Source organism: Borrelia turicatae 91E135 (genome assembly GCF_000012085.2).
GTDB classification, from domain to species: domain Bacteria; phylum Spirochaetota; class Spirochaetia; order Borreliales; family Borreliaceae; genus Borrelia; species Borrelia turicatae.
The window spans coordinates 20950-38808 of record NZ_CP019368.1 but is presented as its reverse complement, the minus strand read 5'-3'; the positions used below and the strand labels follow the sequence as shown (position 1 = coordinate 38808).

At 32.7% G+C, this 17859-nt stretch carries 17 protein-coding genes and 7 pseudogenes; 4 read left to right on the top strand and 20 right to left on the bottom strand.

The annotated features are described in order from the left end of the window. The 4 genes and pseudogenes from BT0_RS05880 to BT0_RS05875 form a co-directional block, all read left to right on the top strand. Positions 1–248, top strand: a pseudogene (locus BT0_RS05880) (hypothetical protein); the annotation flags it as partial. A gap of 139 nt (positions 249–387) precedes the next feature. Then, positions 388–519 carry a hypothetical protein gene (locus tag BT0_RS06135; protein ID WP_257789428.1) on the top strand — a complete coding sequence of 44 codons (132 nt, stop codon included), beginning with the start codon at positions 388–390 and terminating at the stop codon, positions 517–519. A gap of 13 nt (positions 520–532) precedes the next feature. Further along, a complete protein-coding gene (locus BT0_RS05420; RefSeq protein WP_088895125.1) occupies positions 533–790 on the top strand; it encodes a DUF3890 domain-containing protein in 258 nt (85 codons plus the stop codon). A 283-nt stretch (positions 791–1073) separates the two neighbouring features. After that, on the top strand, positions 1074–1250 hold the full coding sequence (locus tag BT0_RS05875; protein WP_161491448.1) for a hypothetical protein: 177 nt from the start codon (positions 1074–1076) through the stop codon (positions 1248–1250). Between the two features lie 167 nt (positions 1251–1417). On the opposite strand, the pseudogene BT0_RS05415 reads toward BT0_RS05875, so the two are convergent. The 20 genes and pseudogenes from BT0_RS05415 to BT0_RS05335 form a co-directional block, all read right to left on the bottom strand. Beyond that, positions 1418–2475: pseudogene (locus BT0_RS05415) on the bottom strand (variable large family protein). Positions 2476–2772: 297 nt separating this feature from the next. Continuing rightward, positions 2773–3468 (bottom strand): Bdr family repetitive protein, encoded by a 696-nt coding sequence (bdr, locus tag BT0_RS06040; protein ID WP_236842862.1) that lies wholly within the window; start codon positions 3466–3468, stop codon positions 2773–2775. A 40-nt stretch (positions 3469–3508) separates the two neighbouring features. Next, the gene (locus BT0_RS05405) at positions 3509–3805 is read right to left on the bottom strand and encodes a hypothetical protein (protein WP_088895235.1); all 297 of its coding nucleotides are present in this window, start codon (positions 3803–3805) and stop codon (positions 3509–3511) included. A gap of 250 nt (positions 3806–4055) precedes the next feature. Then, positions 4056–5078, bottom strand: coding sequence for a variable large family protein (locus BT0_RS05400; protein ID WP_088895122.1), 1023 nt, complete (start codon positions 5076–5078; stop codon positions 4056–4058). 101 nt (positions 5079–5179) lie between these two features. Further along, positions 5180–6235: a variable large family protein gene (locus BT0_RS05395; protein ID WP_088895121.1), complete on the bottom strand. Its 1056-nt coding sequence runs from the start codon at positions 6233–6235 to the stop codon at positions 5180–5182. A gap of 202 nt (positions 6236–6437) precedes the next feature. Further along, complete coding sequence (locus tag BT0_RS05390) at positions 6438–7082, bottom strand: Vsp/OspC family lipoprotein (RefSeq protein WP_088895120.1); 645 nt, start codon at positions 7080–7082, stop codon at positions 6438–6440. 128 nt (positions 7083–7210) lie between these two features. After that, positions 7211–7461, bottom strand: a pseudogene (locus BT0_RS05385) (variable large family protein); the annotation flags it as partial. A gap of 149 nt (positions 7462–7610) precedes the next feature. Next, positions 7611–7741 (bottom strand): annotated as a pseudogene (locus tag BT0_RS06220) (variable large family protein); the annotation flags it as partial. A gap of 221 nt (positions 7742–7962) precedes the next feature. Next, positions 7963–8058, bottom strand: a complete 96-nt coding sequence (locus tag BT0_RS05870) for a variable large family protein (protein WP_161491447.1) — start codon at positions 8056–8058, stop codon at positions 7963–7965. A gap of 165 nt (positions 8059–8223) precedes the next feature. Then, entirely contained in the window at positions 8224–9333 is a 1110-nt protein-coding gene (locus BT0_RS05380; RefSeq protein ID WP_088895233.1) for a variable large family protein, read from the bottom strand. Positions 9334–9627: 294 nt separating this feature from the next. Further along, positions 9628–10182: a Bdr family repetitive protein gene (gene bdr, locus BT0_RS06035; protein WP_236842876.1), complete on the bottom strand. Its 555-nt coding sequence runs from the start codon at positions 10180–10182 to the stop codon at positions 9628–9630. A gap of 113 nt (positions 10183–10295) precedes the next feature. Continuing rightward, on the bottom strand, positions 10296–10520 hold the full coding sequence (locus BT0_RS05370) for a hypothetical protein (protein WP_088895176.1): 225 nt from the start codon (positions 10518–10520) through the stop codon (positions 10296–10298). A 233-nt stretch (positions 10521–10753) separates the two neighbouring features. After that, positions 10754–11818 (bottom strand): variable large family protein, encoded by a 1065-nt coding sequence (locus BT0_RS05365; protein ID WP_161491445.1) that lies wholly within the window; start codon positions 11816–11818, stop codon positions 10754–10756. 217 nt (positions 11819–12035) lie between these two features. Continuing rightward, positions 12036–12511 (bottom strand): annotated as a pseudogene (gene bdr / locus BT0_RS06030) (Bdr family repetitive protein). Between the two features lie 312 nt (positions 12512–12823). After that, a complete protein-coding gene (locus BT0_RS05355; RefSeq protein WP_145954728.1) occupies positions 12824–13909 on the bottom strand; it encodes a variable large family protein in 1086 nt (361 codons plus the stop codon). 117 nt (positions 13910–14026) lie between these two features. Continuing rightward, positions 14027–15049: pseudogene (locus tag BT0_RS05350) on the bottom strand (variable large family protein); the annotation flags it as partial. A gap of 247 nt (positions 15050–15296) precedes the next feature. Then, positions 15297–15575 carry a Vsp/OspC family lipoprotein gene (locus BT0_RS06175; RefSeq protein ID WP_335633051.1) on the bottom strand — a complete coding sequence of 93 codons (279 nt, stop codon included), beginning with the start codon at positions 15573–15575 and terminating at the stop codon, positions 15297–15299. Positions 15576–15579: 4 nt separating this feature from the next. After that, on the bottom strand, positions 15580–15891 hold the full coding sequence (locus BT0_RS06170) for a Vsp/OspC family lipoprotein (RefSeq protein WP_335633050.1): 312 nt from the start codon (positions 15889–15891) through the stop codon (positions 15580–15582). Between the two features lie 116 nt (positions 15892–16007). Next, positions 16008–16949 (bottom strand): annotated as a pseudogene (locus tag BT0_RS05340) (variable large family protein); the annotation flags it as partial. Between the two features lie 260 nt (positions 16950–17209). After that, positions 17210–17851 carry a Vsp/OspC family lipoprotein gene (locus tag BT0_RS05335; protein ID WP_088895229.1) on the bottom strand — a complete coding sequence of 214 codons (642 nt, stop codon included), beginning with the start codon at positions 17849–17851 and terminating at the stop codon, positions 17210–17212. Positions 17852–17859 lie beyond the last annotated feature (8 nt).

The following is a 17859-nucleotide window of genomic DNA, read 5'->3' as shown; positions in this document are numbered from 1 at the left end:
AAATCGAAAAAACATTTTCTGATAATATGTATGGACTACTTAATATGCCAAACCAAGTCAAAGAAGAAGTAAGTAGTAGCGATAAAGATAAGATGGATAAGATATTTGAAAAGATTAAATCTGGACTTTTAAAATTAGAACTTGATGATGAATTTGTTATTGCATATGGTTCAACAAGTTTGAAACTTGTTGAACCATATGCAATAACAAATTCATCATCTAATGTTTATTCTTCAACTTATTCATAGAAAGACTTCCTTATTAATACAATTCAGGCTGTTAATAATAAACAAGAAGTCTACTTAAAGACAAGTCATTTACTAAAAAATCAGATACTAATTTATCCATTAAATCCAAAATTACTAAAGTTAAAAACAAGTAAACACAATGTTGCCAATACCAAATAAACATGTTGATGAAGATCCAACTGGTATTGCACATTCATACCTTGATTTTGTACTTGGTGGACTCTTGGCAATAGATAATACTATTTTAAGAGTTGATATTAAACAAAGTTAAGGGATTGTAACTTATGGATAGTGATGTAGAATCATCTGGAAGATTTGGGGAGCTTTACTTAAAAATTAAAGCTCTCTTAAGTATAACTGACGAAATTTTAAGTTTTGAAAAATTTAAAAATCAGACAGATCTACTTGGAATGATACTTAGTACACGTGGTATTAACATTGACACATTAGATGTTAATCAAGCGTCTCTACTGCTTTACTATTACATAGGATTGAGCTTAAACGTTCCGGTATGCTTCGTGAGTTTGGTCTTGCATGATTAACAGGTTTAGTAAAGAATCATACTTCCAGTTTTACAAAGGAATATATTCATATGATGATGAGTTTGAAACACATGGGATTAACTTCGATAATAATAATTAACCCTGTTTGTTGAAATTATTATAGACATATCTCTTCTTCTCTTTCCTTCTCTATTTTTTCTCTCTTCTCAAGACTTAAACGTCTACCATTCCTTGCTTTAATAACAGATGTTCTACTTTCAACTTATATATTCTCTCCATAAGTCCCTTTGACAACACAATTACTCTTGTACTTATTCGGATATTGGATAAGGAAAAGAAATATATTAAAGAGCGGGATAGCACTACGTTCATAAAAATAACAGCAGTCAATAAGTTATCAATAGAAGTGAAAGACAATAAAGGCAACACTTTAAAAAACAAAAGAAAAATAGAGCAAACAAGAGATCCAAAAACACAAATAGATAGATTAATTACTTAAAATAAGAATAAAAAGCAACCCTCAAGATAAGCCTAATTTGTATTCTATATCTTATTTTATTAATCAGCAGGAGATAAGGTAGTAAATTAAAAAAAAGCAGGGATTCCTTGTAAGAATTCCTGCTTGTCAAAACTCATTCCAATGAATAATTTAAACACCACACTATATTACTTAGCTTTCACTACACTACTGGAATCTTCTTTTATGCAATCATCAACATCTTTTAAACATTTATCAACTGTTCTTCTTACAATAGATACTATCTCATTACAGTTTTACCAACTACTCCTATTAATACTGCATTCACTGCTTGTCCTGGTGCATGAGTAGCAACAGTTGCTAATTTACCATCCTTTGCCATAGCTCTCAAAGCTAAACCGGCTGCTATTACTGGCCCTTTGTCCCTAACATCAGCACCTGCATCTGTATTATCTTTATTAGCAACTGCAATGTCATAAGCATTTTTTGCTGCACTAATATTACCTGCTTGCTACTTGTATCCTTAGCTGCTTCAATTGCAGCTAATATATCTGAACCACTAGCTGCAATTACTGCTCTCTTGGCTCCACTTAGTGCCTTAGCATCAGCACCAACATCACCAGTGTCTTTAAATAACTTTGCAATCTCTTTAGAATCCTCAATCTGCTTATTAGCATTTCCTTTTAGATCAACACCAATTTCCTTTGCTGCTTCATAAATTAAGTTAATCCCTTCAACAAGACCCTTTACACTTTCTGTATTTGCTGGTGCTGCATTCTCAGTATCATCAACTTTACCACCAACTTTACCATTAGCACTACAGTAGCATCCTTAATTTTACTTGCTCCTTCAAATATCTTTCCTAAAGTACCAATTGCCTTATTTATTGTACTTTCAGCTTTGTCTTTTATTAAATTAAACTGTTCATTTCCCTTTAGCTCTTCTAATTTAACTTTAACTAATTGTACTGCTTCTCCAAGCTTACCCAATTGTTCTCCCACTTCTTTCTTAGTTGTATCTACAGTAAGACCAAGTAATCCTTTTAATAAATTTCCAAAAGAAACAAAGCATCCAAAAACAATTGTCTTGAGATTGAAATTACTGCACTTAAACTGCTTCCACCTGTAGCTGCCTCGCCATCCTTACCAGCTTGAAGTTGACCACTGCCACAGCTAAGAAGTAAGAACAAAGATATAAGTATAGTTATATTAAAGTTTTTAATTCTCTCATTTAATCTATGCTTCATATTATAGTCCCTCCTTATTGCAAGATAAAAATAAAGTCATCAATAACGCACTTAAAGTAATTCTTTTCATTATTACGTGCCTCCTTATTAACCATAGGGAAAAGATGGCTAACAAGTTTTGATAAGCATAAAAACAAAAACTAAAAGTATAGGCACTATAATCTTACAGAGGCTGTGCGTGATACAACAATTAATAAAATTGATTGTTTTTAACAAAAATTTAAATAATTTTGTTAAAAAAATGACTAAAAAATAATTGACAGAAGGTCAATTAAAGAAGGGACTAGGTAAATAAATTTACTTTACTAATAATGATATTAATGCTAAAAATATTCCTATATTAAGGGTAATTAGAGTTCCAAACATCCAATTATGTAGTCTTGATGTACTTTTAAATTCTGATGCAGTTTTATCAAGTTTATTATCAAGCTCCATTCTGTTAATTTCCATATCTTTTCGAACAAGAGAAACCTCATTTCTAACATTATCAATCTTATTATCCAGGTCTTTAATATCGGATTTTAATTCACTTCTAACGTTATCAATCTTATTATTAAGATTATTCTCAACTGTATCTATTTTGGTATCGAGTTCATTGAATTTAGTATCTATTTTATTATCAAGTTCAGTCTTGACAGATTTAATCTCAGCTTGTAAAAGAGCTTCAACTTTTTCAATCTTGATGTTAAGATTATTCTCAACAGTATTAATCTTGTTATCAAGTTCATTGAATTTAGTATCGAATTTATTATCCAGGTCTTTAATATCGGATTTTAATGTTGTCTCAACCCTTTGAATCTCAGCTTGTAAAAGAGCTTCAACTTTTTCAAGCTTTATATCAAAGTTTTCTTTTAAGAATTCAATATCTTTATAAGTCAGTTCATTACGATAATATCTGTAAGACAGATCAATAGCAATATCTCTATTAATACCAGCCTTGGTAAGTTCTGCTATAACCATTTGTTGAGTAACTACTGGTTGAGCAAGTCCCATAAAACACTCCTTATATAATTATTATATAATATTTTAAGTGTTATAGGAACCTTATTTTAGTAAAATGTGCTTTAAGATTACGCACTCCCAAAGTCAATAACATATATGATGCTGAGAGGCTATCTAATAAATCATCATCACTCTTACCATCTCCTTTGTACTTATAAATATCAGATATAGCTGACTTACTTGAATAATCCATAATACTAAGTTTAGATGTAGCAAATGGTTCTATTAACGTAGCAATTTTCGTAAATTTATTACTTATAGGTTTAATTGGAGCAATTTTAAACTTATGACTCATACCTTCTCTAAGATTAAGAAAGATTTTAGTCACATTCCCATGCCAGAAGTGTTATCCCTATCTTCAAAATAAAGTGTTAGGTCAATTTCTTTTGGTTTATCAAAAAGCTCAAATACAATCTTAATAACAACATTTACTTACCTTAGTATATGTTGTTAAAGGATTGCTATCAATACTATTTAAACCTGAGTATTATTACAGATAGTAAAAAAGGAAAACAATTCTTATGAAGAGAAAAGTTTTCCTCAAATGACTTTATTTAGTTATGTTTATTAATAATTCTTTATTGTTGCTGTCCAATAGCTGTTGCATCTGCAGGTGTAGTAGAATCTGCAGATTTATCTTCTTGTGTAACTGTAGCAAGAGCATCACTTATCGTTTTTAAACCAGTATCAACAGTATTTCTAATAGCAATAATAAGAGTACTTAAAGTCTTACCAACAGAACTAGCAACAGCACCATTAACTGCATGAGCAGATTTCTCTTCATTTTGTTTAGCAGCAAATTTACCATCCTTAGCCATTGCTCGCAATGCTATCCCTGCTGCAATAACTGCGTCCTTTTGTGCTGCATCAAGAGTTTTAGTAGCACTATCATTTTTAGCAATCGCAATCTCTGCCGCATTATTTACTACATTAATATCTTTATTTGCAGTAGCTTTCTCAGACTTAGCAATAGCTTTTAGAATGTCAGCGCCAGTTATAGCTCCGATTGAAGCACTAGCTGCAGCAGCTTGTGCTTCTGTTCCATCATTAGCACTTCCTTTAGCAAGCAAATTACCAACTGACTTTTTTTCAGTATCTGCGGTTTTAGTAGCATCTGGATTTCCTTCATTATCTTTTAAAACTACGTCAACAATAGTTTTAATTCCTTTAACAAGAGCATTTACACTTGCTGTTTCTCCAGGTACAGCATCCTCATTTTGTTTAGCATTACCAATAACAACATCAGTAGTAGCCCCTTTAGCTGCTGTTTTAGCCCCTTCTGCTATTTTATCTAATGTGTTAGTGATAAATGTATCAACTACTCCCTTTATCTTTAGATAGTTACCATTCGTAGCAACTTCCTCTTGTAACTTCTTTTTAACTGTGTTTATAGTAGTTTCAATATCAGTGAAGTACTGACCAATGTCAGACTTCTTAGTCTCAGCTTTAATGCCAAAAGCCCCAGCAACCATATCAGAAAGTGAAGTAAAAACATCTAAGAAGCCTTTACCTAAATTAGCAATAGAAGTTAAGAATAAGGTTTTAGGATCTTCCACCTTAGCACTCCCACTGCCACAGCTAAGAAGTAAAAATAAAGTCATTAATATAATATAAATAAAAGGAAAACAATTCTTATGAAGAGAAGAGTTTTCCTCAAATGACTTTATTTAGTTATGTATTTGTTATTAATCATTATTTATTGTTACTGTCCACTAGCTGTTGCGTCTGCAGGTGTAGTAGCTTCTGCAGACTTATCTTCTTGTGTAACCGTAGCAAGAACTGCATTTATTGTTTGCAATCCACTATCAACAGTATTTCTTATTGCTATTATTAGAGTACTTAAAGTCTTACCAACAGCACTAGCAGCTGCTCCATTCACTGCATGAGCGGATTTATCTTCATTTTGCTTAGAAGCAAACTTACCATCCTTAGCCATGGCTCTTAAAGCAATACCAGCAGCAATAACTGCATCTTTCTGCCCATCTCCAAAATCTTTACCATTAGCATCAGCCTTAGCAGCAGCAATGTCAGCAGCATTTTTCGCGTTTTCAATTTTAGGATCATCAGAAACTGCATCAGACTTAGCAATAGCTTGTAAAATATCAGCACCAGTTACTGCTCCTATTGATGCACTAGCAGCAGCAGCATGTGCTTCTGTCCCATCATCCTTTTTACCAAGCAACTTACCAATTGATTTTTGCTCTGTGTTACCAGTCTTAGTAGCGCTTGCATCTCCTTCACCCTTTTTTAGAACCACACCAACTATATCTTTAATTCCTTTAACAAGGGAGTTGACACTTGCAACCTCTGCAGGTGCAGGATCTTGACCATCTTTAGTAGCACCACCAATAGCAGCATCACCAGTAGCCCCTTTAGCCGCTTCTTTAGCTCCTTCTGCAATCTTGTCTAATGTGTTAGTGATAAATGTATCAACAACAGATTTAAGTTTTGAGTAATTCCCATTCGTAACAACTTCATCTCGTAATTTCTTTTTAACAGATGTCATAGTCTTTTCAATATCAGTGAAATACTGACCAATATCAGATTTCTTAGTGTCAGCTTTAATACCAAAAGCGCCAGCAACCATATCAGAAAAGGAAGTAAAAACATCTAAGAAACCTTTACCCAAATTAGCAATAGAGTTTAAGAATGTGGTTTTAGGATCTTCCACCTTAGCACTCCCACTGCCACAGCTAAGAAGTAAAAATAAAAAATAGAAGTTATTATTAAGTAATAAAACAAGATAAAAACAATACATAAATATAAATCTAAAATTAATAAGTAATCATAAGAAATCTAAAGAAGTATAATAAAGTAGTAAAGCAAGTAGAGAAAGAATAAAGAAACAAAAAAAGCTAAGAGAAAAAAACTCCTAGCTTATTATTTATAGACTTTATTTTATCAGATAATTACGATTAATTAAAAAGTAATCTTATAATAATAAATTAACTTGTTTATCCTTAGTTAGATTGAACAGTAGATGCTGACTTAGCAGGAGTTGAAAGCGCATTTATTGCAGCTGTTACTGCAGCTTCAGCAGAAGTTAACAAAGCATCAATTGCTGTATTGAGTTTAATAAGCTCTTCCGCGCCTTTATCCTTGGCTCCAGTATCTGCTATATCTATAGCTGTCTTCGCATCAGCATCCTTAACATCATCTTTACCAAGATCAGCTGTCTTTGATTTAGCCTTGGTTAAAAAGGATGTACTTGCATTCTTAACAGTAGTAATTTTTCCCTTTAAGTCATCAGAAATTCCAACTTTTTTTTCTAATGATGCTAATTTAGTATCTACAGCTGATATTACACTATATGCTCCTGAAATTAATTTTGCATTCTTATCAGCATCAGTTTCAAGACCATTGGCACCAATTTTTTTCCCGATAGCTTTAGCAAGCTCATCAATGGATTTAACTAAAGTATGAACGTCTTTAACACTCTTAGCAAAAGCAACAGCATCGGTAATGTTTTTAGTTATTGTAGCTAGGTCAAGGATTGTGCCATCAGGCTTAGCAGCTTGCCCTTCTTTAGGAGTAGTAGCTGAATTATTACAAGATAAGAGTAAAAATAAAGTCATTAATAACGCACTTAAAGTAATTCTTTTCATTATTACGTGCCTCCTTATTAACTCAAAGGGGCAAGATAAAAATAAAAGGAAAACAATTCTTATGAAGAGAGAAAAGTTTTCCTCAAATGACTTTATTTAGTCATGTATGTTTTATTGATAATTATTTATTATTGCTGGCCACCAGTTACTGCGCCTGCAGGTGTAGTAGCTTCTGCAGACTTATCTTCTTGTTTAACGGCTGCTAGTGTTTCATTGATTGTTTTTAATCCACTATCAACAGTATTTCTTACTGCAATAGTTAAAGTATTTAATGCATTAGTAACAGCACTTACTACTAATCCCGATATTAATTTCTTTGACTCATCAGCGTTACTCATTAAACAAACTTACCATTCCTAGACATAGCTCTTAATGCTATAATACCTGTATAGGTATATCTTTTTTAGATTTTACAATAATAAGTTTTAATCATTATAAGTACCCTTCTTAGCTAAATACAGCTTCACTACATCTTTATATTCCTTAACTTTATCATCTTTCTTAACAGCAATAGCTTTTTAATATTTAAGCCCCAAATAACTTACCAAGTTTCTTCTTATCATCCTAAGATCAAGATTAGGTTTCTCTGCTTGTCCATTCCCTCCTTTAAATACCAAATCAAAAATTTATTTAATTCCTTCAACAAGGTCCTTTACACTTGTAGTATAAACTACTAATACAAATCATTAGAATTTCATAATACCACCAATTGATGCTACATCAGTAACAAAACCAGCGGATTTCTTTTGCTCCTACAACAATCCTGTCAATATCCTTGTAATAAACTTATCAACTACTTCCTTATATTCTCACAATTACCATTCCTTGCCACCACAATATTTTAATTTATCTTTTAATGTTTGCATAGTGGTTGCAATAACTATAAATAATGTTCAATATCGCTCTTTTTAGTAGCAGCCTTAATACCAAAAGCATCAGACACAACATAACCAAAAGAAGTAAAAACAAATAACAAATCTTTTTCTAAATTAGATATAAAAGATTAAAATATAACTTTAAGATTATCTGCATTACTACCAGACTATCTAACTTCTGATTTTCCATTACAACAACATAGAAGGCATACTAGACTTATCTCTAAAATTGCCTTCTACTCTTACTTTTAAGTAATTAATTTATCTTATTGCTGACTTAACTTTGAAACCGCTGCCTTTGGCTCTCTTGATTCATCTACTTCTTTCTTTACTTTTTCAAGCACATTCTTTACTGTCTTTTTAATTATATCTTCTACTGCTCCTAACAACTTATTTACTGCATCTATACCTACTGCTTGTACATCTTCTTTTCCTCCTGAATTCTTATCTGCAGCTCCTGATGCTAGTTTCCCTGCATTAACCAGTGAACGCAATGCTATCCCTCCTGCTACTGCTGCCGCTTTTGGAGTCACAGCTTTTCCTAAGAAATCTCCATTACCTCCTTTTGCGAAACTTATCGCAGTCGTATTTTCATCCGCAGCTTTTTTTAGTTCTTCATCACCTTCTTCTGATACAACTATTGATGCTAGCATTTCCTCTCCACTTACTGTTGACAGTATTGCTGCTGCTTTTCCTGCATCTGTTGCTGCTGGCTTGTGAGCACTACTAATAGATAATATTTTAGCTCCTTCTTTATTATCTGTCCCAGTTACATTTAATGCTGCAGTCCCTGCCTTTGGCTCTGGAACACCTGTTTCCTTTGCTGCTCTTACTATTTCCTTCAATGCTTTAAGAGCTTTATTTAATCCATCTATACTTGCTGATGTTCCTTCTTTATTACTTGCTGCTTCACCTATTGGATTAGCATCACCTATATCTTTTAAAGACCCTAAATGTTCTTTTAATGTACTTAAAGTAACCTTAGCTGCTTCAACTGCTACTCTAATTGGATTTTTTGATACATCATTTTTATCAACACCTAATGTTGCTTTTTTTGCTACCTCTTCTAATTCTGCTGATGCTACTCCACGCTTCTTACCTAGCTTATTAAAATGCTCTCCTACCTGATTCTTAGTTGTATCTTTAGTTACAGTAAAGCCTAATACATCTGAAACCAATGTCATAAATGAGTAAAAGACATTTTCAGTACTTCTTACTACTTCCATTAATACTGCACTTAAACTGCTTCCACCTGTAGCTGCCTCGCCATCCTTACCAGCTTGAAGTTGACCACTGCCACAGCTAAGAAGTAAGAACAAAGATATAAGTATAGTTATATTAAAGTTTTTAATTCTCTCATTTAATTTATTCTTCATATTATAGTCCCTCCTTATTGCAAGATAAAAATAAAGTCATTAATAATGCACTTAAAGTAATTCTTTTCATTATTACGTGCCTCCTTATTACTCAAAAGGGGCAAGATAATTAACAAGATTTGATAAACATAAAAACAAAAACTAAGAACGCATAGATAATTTAACATTTCAGAGATTAAAAACAACTAATTTACTAATTGTCTCTAACAAAAAATTAAATGATTTTGTAAAAAAATGACTAAAAAATAATTGACAGAAGGTCAATTAAATAAGGAAGGCTTTAGGTAAATAAATTTACTTTACTAATAATGACATTAATGCTAAGAATATTCCTATATTAAGAGTAATAAGAGTGCCAAACATCCAACCATGAAGTCTTGATGTACTATCAAACTTGATTTTATTAATTTCCATATCTTTTCGAACAAGAGAAATTTCATTACTAACAGATGCAATATCAGATTTTAATTCATTCCTAACTGTATCAATCTTATTATCAAGTTCATTGAATTTAGTATCAATCTTGATGTTAAGATTATTCTCAACTGTATTAATCTTGTTATCCAGTTCATTGAATTTGGTATCTATCTTAGTGTTAAGATTATTCTCAACTGTATCTATTTTGTTATCCAGTTCAGTCTTGACAGATTTAATTTCAGCTTGTAAAAGAGCTTCGACTTTTTCAAGTTTAATATCAAAGTTTTCTTTTAAGAATTCAATATCCTTGTAAGTCAGTTCATTTTTATAATATCTGTAAGACAAATCAATAGCAATATCTCTATTAATACCAGCCTTGGTAAGTTCTGATATAACCATTTGTTGAGTAATAACAGGTTGAGCAAGTCCCATAAAAACACTCCTTATATAATTATTATATAATATTTTAAGTGTTATAGGAACCTTATTTTAGTAAAATGTGCTTTAAGATTACGCACTCCCAAAGTCAATAACATATATGATGCTTACATGCTATCTAATGAATCATCATCACTCTTACCATCTCCTTTGTACTTATAAATATCAGATATAGCTGACTTACTTGAATAATCCATAATACTAAGTTTAGATGTTGCAAATGGCTCTATTAACGTAGCAATTTTAGTAAATTTATTACTTATAGGTTTAATAGGAGCAATCCTAAACTTATGACTCATACGTGCTCTAAGATTAAGAAATGTTTTAGTCACATTCCCATGACCAAAAACGTCATCCCTATCTTCAACACAAAGTGTTAGGTCTCTTTTCTTTATCTTACCAAAAAGCTCAAATGCAGCCTTACCATCAATCTGTTGTTAAATGATTGCTATCAATACTATTTAAACCTGAGTATTATTACAAGATATAGACAAAAGGGAAACTCTTCTCTTTATGAGAATAGTTTCCATCAAATGACTTTATTTAGATTATTTAAATAGATAATTCATTTAGTAGCAGGGGGTTGAGTAGTATTAGCTTCAGTTGATTCAGTAGTAATTTCAGAGTACTGTATTCCCTTAACAGTTTCTCTTATCTTATCTAGATTGATTGCTACTGTTTTCCTAATTATAAAATCAAGTACTCCTAAAACCTTATTTACAGCACTTGCTGCTGCCGCCTTAACAATATCTTTATCAGCAGCATTAGCACTAAATCTACCATCTTTAATCATAGCTTTAAGAGCAATAGCAGCTGCTAAGTCTGCATTAGTAGCCGCCTTAGCACCATTATTGCCATTAGCATTACCACCAGTAGCTAATGCCCCAGCATCGTTATTGGCATTAGCACTAAGGGCACCTTCTTTGGTTTTAGCATTTTTAACCTTGTCAATCATTGCCCATGGGTCTGCCTTAGTTATCTCATCAGCTAGTTTAGAACCAGAACCAGCACCATTATTATCACCAAGTGCAGCAGTGGCAGTAGCATCAGCAGCAGCTGCTCCAGTACCACCGTCATTGCCTTTGTCAATCTGTACACCAGACTCTTTGGCAGTCTCAATTATAGCTTTAACTTCTTTAATAACAGTTTCAACGCTATCTTTATCAGCAGCTACTGCAGCACCAGCTGCATTATCACCAATTAAAGCATCATCATTAGTTACACTAGCAAGTTTGGTTACAAAGTCAACTAGTTTTACAATAACGTCACTAGCACCTTTAATTGTAGCCTCAACTCCTGTAGTATCAGCATGAGGAGTAGAAGTTATGTCTTTTGCTAATCCATCTAGTTTATCCTTAGTACCTTCCAAACCTTTTTTTATTCTTTCAAAGTGTTCACCAACTTTACTTCTCTTATCATCAGATTTAACTACTGTAAGTCCAAAAGTATCTCCAATAGCATTACCAAAAAAGCCAAAAATCTCTTGAAATCCTTGACCTATTTTGATAAGTGAATCAAAGAAAGAAATTTTAGATTCAGCAGCCAGTTTCTCAGGTTGAAGTTGTCCACTGCCACAGCTAAGAAGTAAAAATAAAGTCATCAATAATGCACTTAAAGTAATTCTTTTCATTATTACGTGCCTCCTTTTTTACTAAGGGGAAAAAGATGGTTAATAAGCTTCAAAAAAAAATAAAAACAGAAGATAAAAGAATAAGTACTTTAACATCGCAGAGATTGAGTATGATACAACAATTAACAGGATTAATTGTTGTTAACAAATAATTAAATGATTTTGATAAAAAATAATTGATATGTAATCAATTAAAGAAGGGGCTAGTTGAATAAATTTACTTTACTAATAATGACATTAATGCTAAGAATATTCCTATACTAAGGGTAATAAGGGTACCAAACATCCAATTATGTAGTTTAAGTTTACTATCCAGGTCTTTAATATCAGATTTTAATTCACTTTTAACATTATCAATCTTATTATCAAGTTCATTAAATTTAGTATCTATTTTGGAATTAAGATTATTCTCAACAGAATCGATTTTGGTATCCAGGTCTTTAATGTCAGATTTTAATTCATTTCTAACGTTGTCAATTTTATTATCAAGGTCTCTAATATCAGCTTGTAAGGTTGCTTCTAGCTTTTCAAGTTTAAGGTTAAAATTACTCTCTAAATACTCAATATCTTTATAAGTAAGCTCATTTTTATAATATCTGTAGACAGATCAATAGCAATATCTTTACTTATACCAGCTTTGGTAAGTTCAGCAATAACCATTTGTTGAGTAATAACAGGTTGTGCAAGTCCCATAAAAATCTCCTTATATAATTATTATATAATATCTTAACCCTTATAGGAACCTTAATTTAGTAAAATGTGCCTTAAGAGGGTCACTAAATCTAACATAAAGTGGTTAGTCTATTTTTTTTAGCTTATCAAAAAGCTCAAATACAATCTTAATAACAACATTTACTTACCTTAGTATATGTTGTTAAAAGATTGCTATCAATACTATTTAAACCTAAGTATTATTACAAGATATAGATAAAAGGAAAACGAATCTCATAAAGAGAAGAGTTTTCCTAAAATGACTTTATTACTTAGATTATTTAATTAGATAATTTATTTAGCAGCAGCAGGTTGAATAGTAGTACTAGATTCAGTTGCTTCAATAGTAGTTTCTGAGTACTGTATTCCCTTAACAGTTTCTCTTATCTTATCTAGATTGCTACTTACTGTTTTCCTAATAATAAAATCAAGTACTCCTAATACCTTATTTACCGCACTAGTTGCTGCCGCCTTAACAATATCTTTATCAGCATCAACAGCACTAAATTTACCATTCTTAGTCATTGCTTTGAGAGCTACTGCTGCTACTAGGTCAGCATTACTCTTAGCACCAGCTGCAGCATCAGCCTTATCATTAGAAGCAGCTAGTGCTCCAGCTTCATTATCGGCACCGTTAAGTTTAGCAGGAGTAGTAGCAGTAGCATTTTTAATCTTATCAATCATAGCCCATGGATCTGCCTTAGTTACCTCATCAGCTAATTTAGAACCAGCACCAGCAGCAGCATGAGCATTATTACCACCAAGAACAGCAGGGGCATCAGTAGAAGCATTAGCAGTAATAGCACCACCTTCGGTTCCTTTTTCAATCTTTACATCAGACTTCTCTGCTGCATCAATAATATCTTTAACCCCTGCAATAATAGCTTCAACTCCATCCTTATCAGCAGCACCAGGGGCAGCATTATTATTATGACCACCAAGTAGAGCATCTTCTTTAGTTACATCAGCAAGTTTAGTTAGAGAAGCAATTAGTTGTTCAAAAACATCATTTGCACCTTTAATTGCACCCTTAACAGCTTCAATTGTGCTGTTATTGGCATTTTTTGCTTCAGAGATTTCACTTGATAGCTCTTTTAACTTCCCATTAGTATCTTCCAAACCTTTTTTTATTCTTTCAAAGTGTTCACCAACTTTACTTTTCTTATCATCAGATTTAACTGCTGTAAGTCCAAAAGTATCCCCAATAGCATTACCAAAGATGCCAAAAATCTCTTGAAACCCTTGACCTATTTTAATAAGTGAATCAAAGAAAGAAATTTTAGATTCAGCAGCCAGTTTCTCAGCTTGAAGTTGACCACTCCCACAGCCAAGAAGTAAAAATAAAGTCATTAATAATGCACTTAAAGTAATTCTTTTCATTATTACGTGCCTCCTTTTTCTCAGGGGGACAAGACATAAATAAAAGGAAAACAATTCTTATGAAAAGAAGAGTTTTCCTCAAATGACTTTATTTAGTTACGTTTTATTAATAATGCTTTATTGTTGCTGTCCACCAGTTGCTGCTTCTGCAGGTGTAGTAGAATCTGCGAATTTATCTTCTTGTTTAACGGCCGCTAGTGCTTCACTAATTGACTTTAAACCACTATCAACAGTATTTCTTATTGCTATTATTAGAGTACTTAAAGTCTTACCTACTGCACTAGCAGCTGCCCCATTTGCTGCATGAGCAGATTTTGCTTCATTCTTAGAAGCAAATTTACCATCCTTAGCCATAGCTCTTAAAGCTATACCTCCTGCAATAACTGCATCTTTTTTTGTTGCAGCATCAAGATCATTCTTATCCTCTTTCTTGGCAATAGCAATACTTGCAGCATCTTTTGCTTGATCAATTGCAACATCTTTAGCATCAACAGAGCTAGCAATAGCTTGTAAAATATCAGCCCCACTTACTGCTCCTATTGATGCACTTGCTGCTCCTGCTATGGCATCAGTACTATTATCTTTAGTACTACCAAACAATTTGGCAATTGATTTTTGCTCATCCTCTGCGGTCTTAGTAGCATCTGCTTTACCCTCATCCTTTTTTAAAACTACGTCAACAATAGTTTTAATTCCTTTAACAAGAGCATTTACACTTGCAGTATCTGCCGGTGCAGCATCTTGACCTGCATTAGTAGCACCACCAATCTTATCTTCTCCTGTAGCCCCTGTTGCTGCTGTTTTAGCCCCTTCTGCAATCTTGTCTAATGTGTTAGTGATAAATGTATCAACAACAGATTTAATTTTTGAGTAATTACCATTCTTTTCAACTTCATCTTGTAATTTCTTTTTAACTATGTTCATAGTTGTCTCAATAGAAGTGAAATACTGACCAATATCAGATTTTTTAGTGTCAGCCTTAATACCAAAAGCCCCAGTAATCATATCAGAAAAGGAAGTAAAAACATCTAAGAAGCCTTTACCTAAATTAGCAATAGAGTTTAAGAATGTGGTTTTAGGATCTTCCACCTTAGCACTCCCACTGCCACAGCTAAGAAGTAAAAATAAAGTTACAAATAAGCGATCTAAGTTATTATTAAGTGATAAAACAAGTTAAAATCAAGGTATAAATATAATCTAAAAGATAAAAGTAATCAAAGAAATCTACAAAGTATAATAAAGTAATAAAGCAAATAAATAGAGAATAAAGAAACAAAATAAGCTAAGAGAAGAAAACTCCTAGCTTATTATTTATAGACTTTATTTTATCAGATAATTACCTTAGATTAAAAACCAATCTTATAATAAATAATTAAATTGTTTATCCTTAGTTAGATTGAGTAGGGGAATCTGACTTAGCAGGGATTGAAAGCGCATTTATTGCAGCTGTTACTGCATCTTCAGCAGCCTTTAACAACTCATCAATGACTGTATTGAGTTTAATAAGCTCTGAGGCCCCTTTATCTTTTGTACCATCTGTTACATCTATAACATTTTTTGCATGCGCATCATCAACATCTTCTTTTCCAAGATTGGCATGATCTGCCTTCACTTTAGCTAAAAATGCTGTACTTTCCTTCTTAGCACTACCAACTTTTGCCTTCAAATCACTAGAAAGCCCAACTTTTTTTTTCTAATGATGCTAATTTAGTATCCACAGCTTCTATAACACTATATGCTCCTGCAATTAAGGATCCATTATGAGCACTTTCGGTAGCAAGTCCATTAGCATCAATCTTTTTTCCAATAACTTTAGCGAGTTCATCAATGGACATAACTAAAGTATGAACGTCTTTAACACTCTTAGCAAAAGCAACAGCATCGGTAATGTTTTTAGTTATTGTAGCTAGGTCAATAAGAGTACCATCAGATTTAGCCGCTTGCCCATCTTTAGGAGAAGTTCCTGAATTATTACAAGACATAAGTAAAAATAAAGTCATAAGTATAATATAAATAAAAGGAAAACGGTTCTTATGAAAAGAAGAGTTTTCCTCAAATGACTTTATTTAGTTATGTTTATTGTTATTAATTCTGATTATTAGTTTTTAATTTCAGGAATCTGCTTATCAGTAGTTACAGGAGTATCATTAGGATTAATTTTCATAGCATCTTTAACACCCTTAAGTCCCACGTCAATAGTATTTCTTATTGCTATTGTTAGTGTATTTAATGCTTTTGTTACTGCACTTAAAGCTACTCCCTCTATTGCTTTCTTTGCATCAGCATCACCATCACTAGCACCAGAAAATTTACCATTCTTTGCTATTGCTCGCAGTGCTATTCCTCCTGCTATTATTGCATCTTTTTTATTAGACTCAGCACCTGCACCACCAGCATGCTTAGCTAACGTAACAGCATCATTTTTAACCATAGCTTGTAATATATCAGCTCCGGTTACTGCTCCTACTGCTTTTGCTGCATCAGCTGCTACTTTCTTTGCTTCAGCAGCAGCACCTGCATTAGCATTAGCAAACAGTTTACCTGCACCATTATTATTTCTTGCATTACCATTTTCAGCGTTATTATTATCACCAGCATCAGCACTTCCTTTATTTCCAAGCACCACTTCTACAATCTTTCCAATCCCCTCAATAAGGGACTTAACTGCATTTTCCTCACCAGCAGCACCAACATTAGCAGTACCAACACTAGCAATTGAGTCATTACCTTCAGCACCCTTTACAGCCTCGCTTGCTCCTTCTATTATTTTATCAAGTGTTTCACTAACTAATTTATTTATTGCGGTCTCAGTTGCAGCAGTATTAGGATTATTTTCACTCTTCATGTCAACAACAATCTTATTAAGAGTTTCTTTAGTAGATGAAACAGTATCCTGAACGGTTTTAAAGTAATCTGCAACATCAGACTTCTTAGTATTAAAACCTAAAACACCTCCAACCATATCAGAAAGTGAAGTAAAAACATTTAAGAAGTCATTACTTAAACTAATAAGAGATTTCAAGAATCTACTCTGAGAATCCTACAAATAAGCAATCTAAGTTATCATTAAGGGATAAAATGAATTAAAATCAAGGAATAAATATAAGTCTAAAAGATAAAAGAAATCATAAGAAATCTTAAGAAGTATAATAAAATAGTAAAGCAAGTAAAGATAGAATAAAGAAACAAAATAAGCTAAGAGAAGAAAACTCCCAGCTTATTATTTATAGACTTTATTTTATCAGATAATTACGATTGATTAAAAAGTAATCTTATAATAATAAATTAAATTGTTTATCCTCAGGTGTTAGAAGGTTTAGCAGGAGTTGTAAACTCCTTGATTGCAGCTGTTACTGCGGCTTCTGCAGCACTTAACAAAGCATCTACTGCTGTGTTCAGCGCAACAAGTTCTTTTGCTCCTTTATCTCCAGTATTATCGCTTTTATCTATAGCATTTTTTGCATGCGCATCAGTAGCAGCTCCGTTAGCAAGTCCCAAAGTAGCATGTTGATTTTTCAACTTAGCTGTAAATGCTTTGGCTTTATCCTCAACATCTTTGACCTTTCCATTTAAACCTTTAAGGGATTCCGCTATTTTCAACTCTCCTACTTTTGATTCTATAGTTGTAGCCACACTATATGCCCCTGCCAATAAAGGAGTATAGTGAGCACCAGCACCTGCATCAGCTTCTAACCCATTTGCACCAATCTTTTTCTTAATAGCTTTAGCGAGCTCATCTATAGACTTAACTAAAGTATGAACTTCTTTAACATCTTTAGCAAAAGCAACAGCATCAGTTATGTTTTTAGTTATTGTAGCTAGGTCAATAACAGTGCCATCAGATTTAGCTGCTTGCCCATCTTTAGGAGAAGTTCCTGAATTATTACAAGAGATAAGTAAAAATAAAGTCATTAATAACGCACTTAAAGTAATTCTTTTCATTATTACGT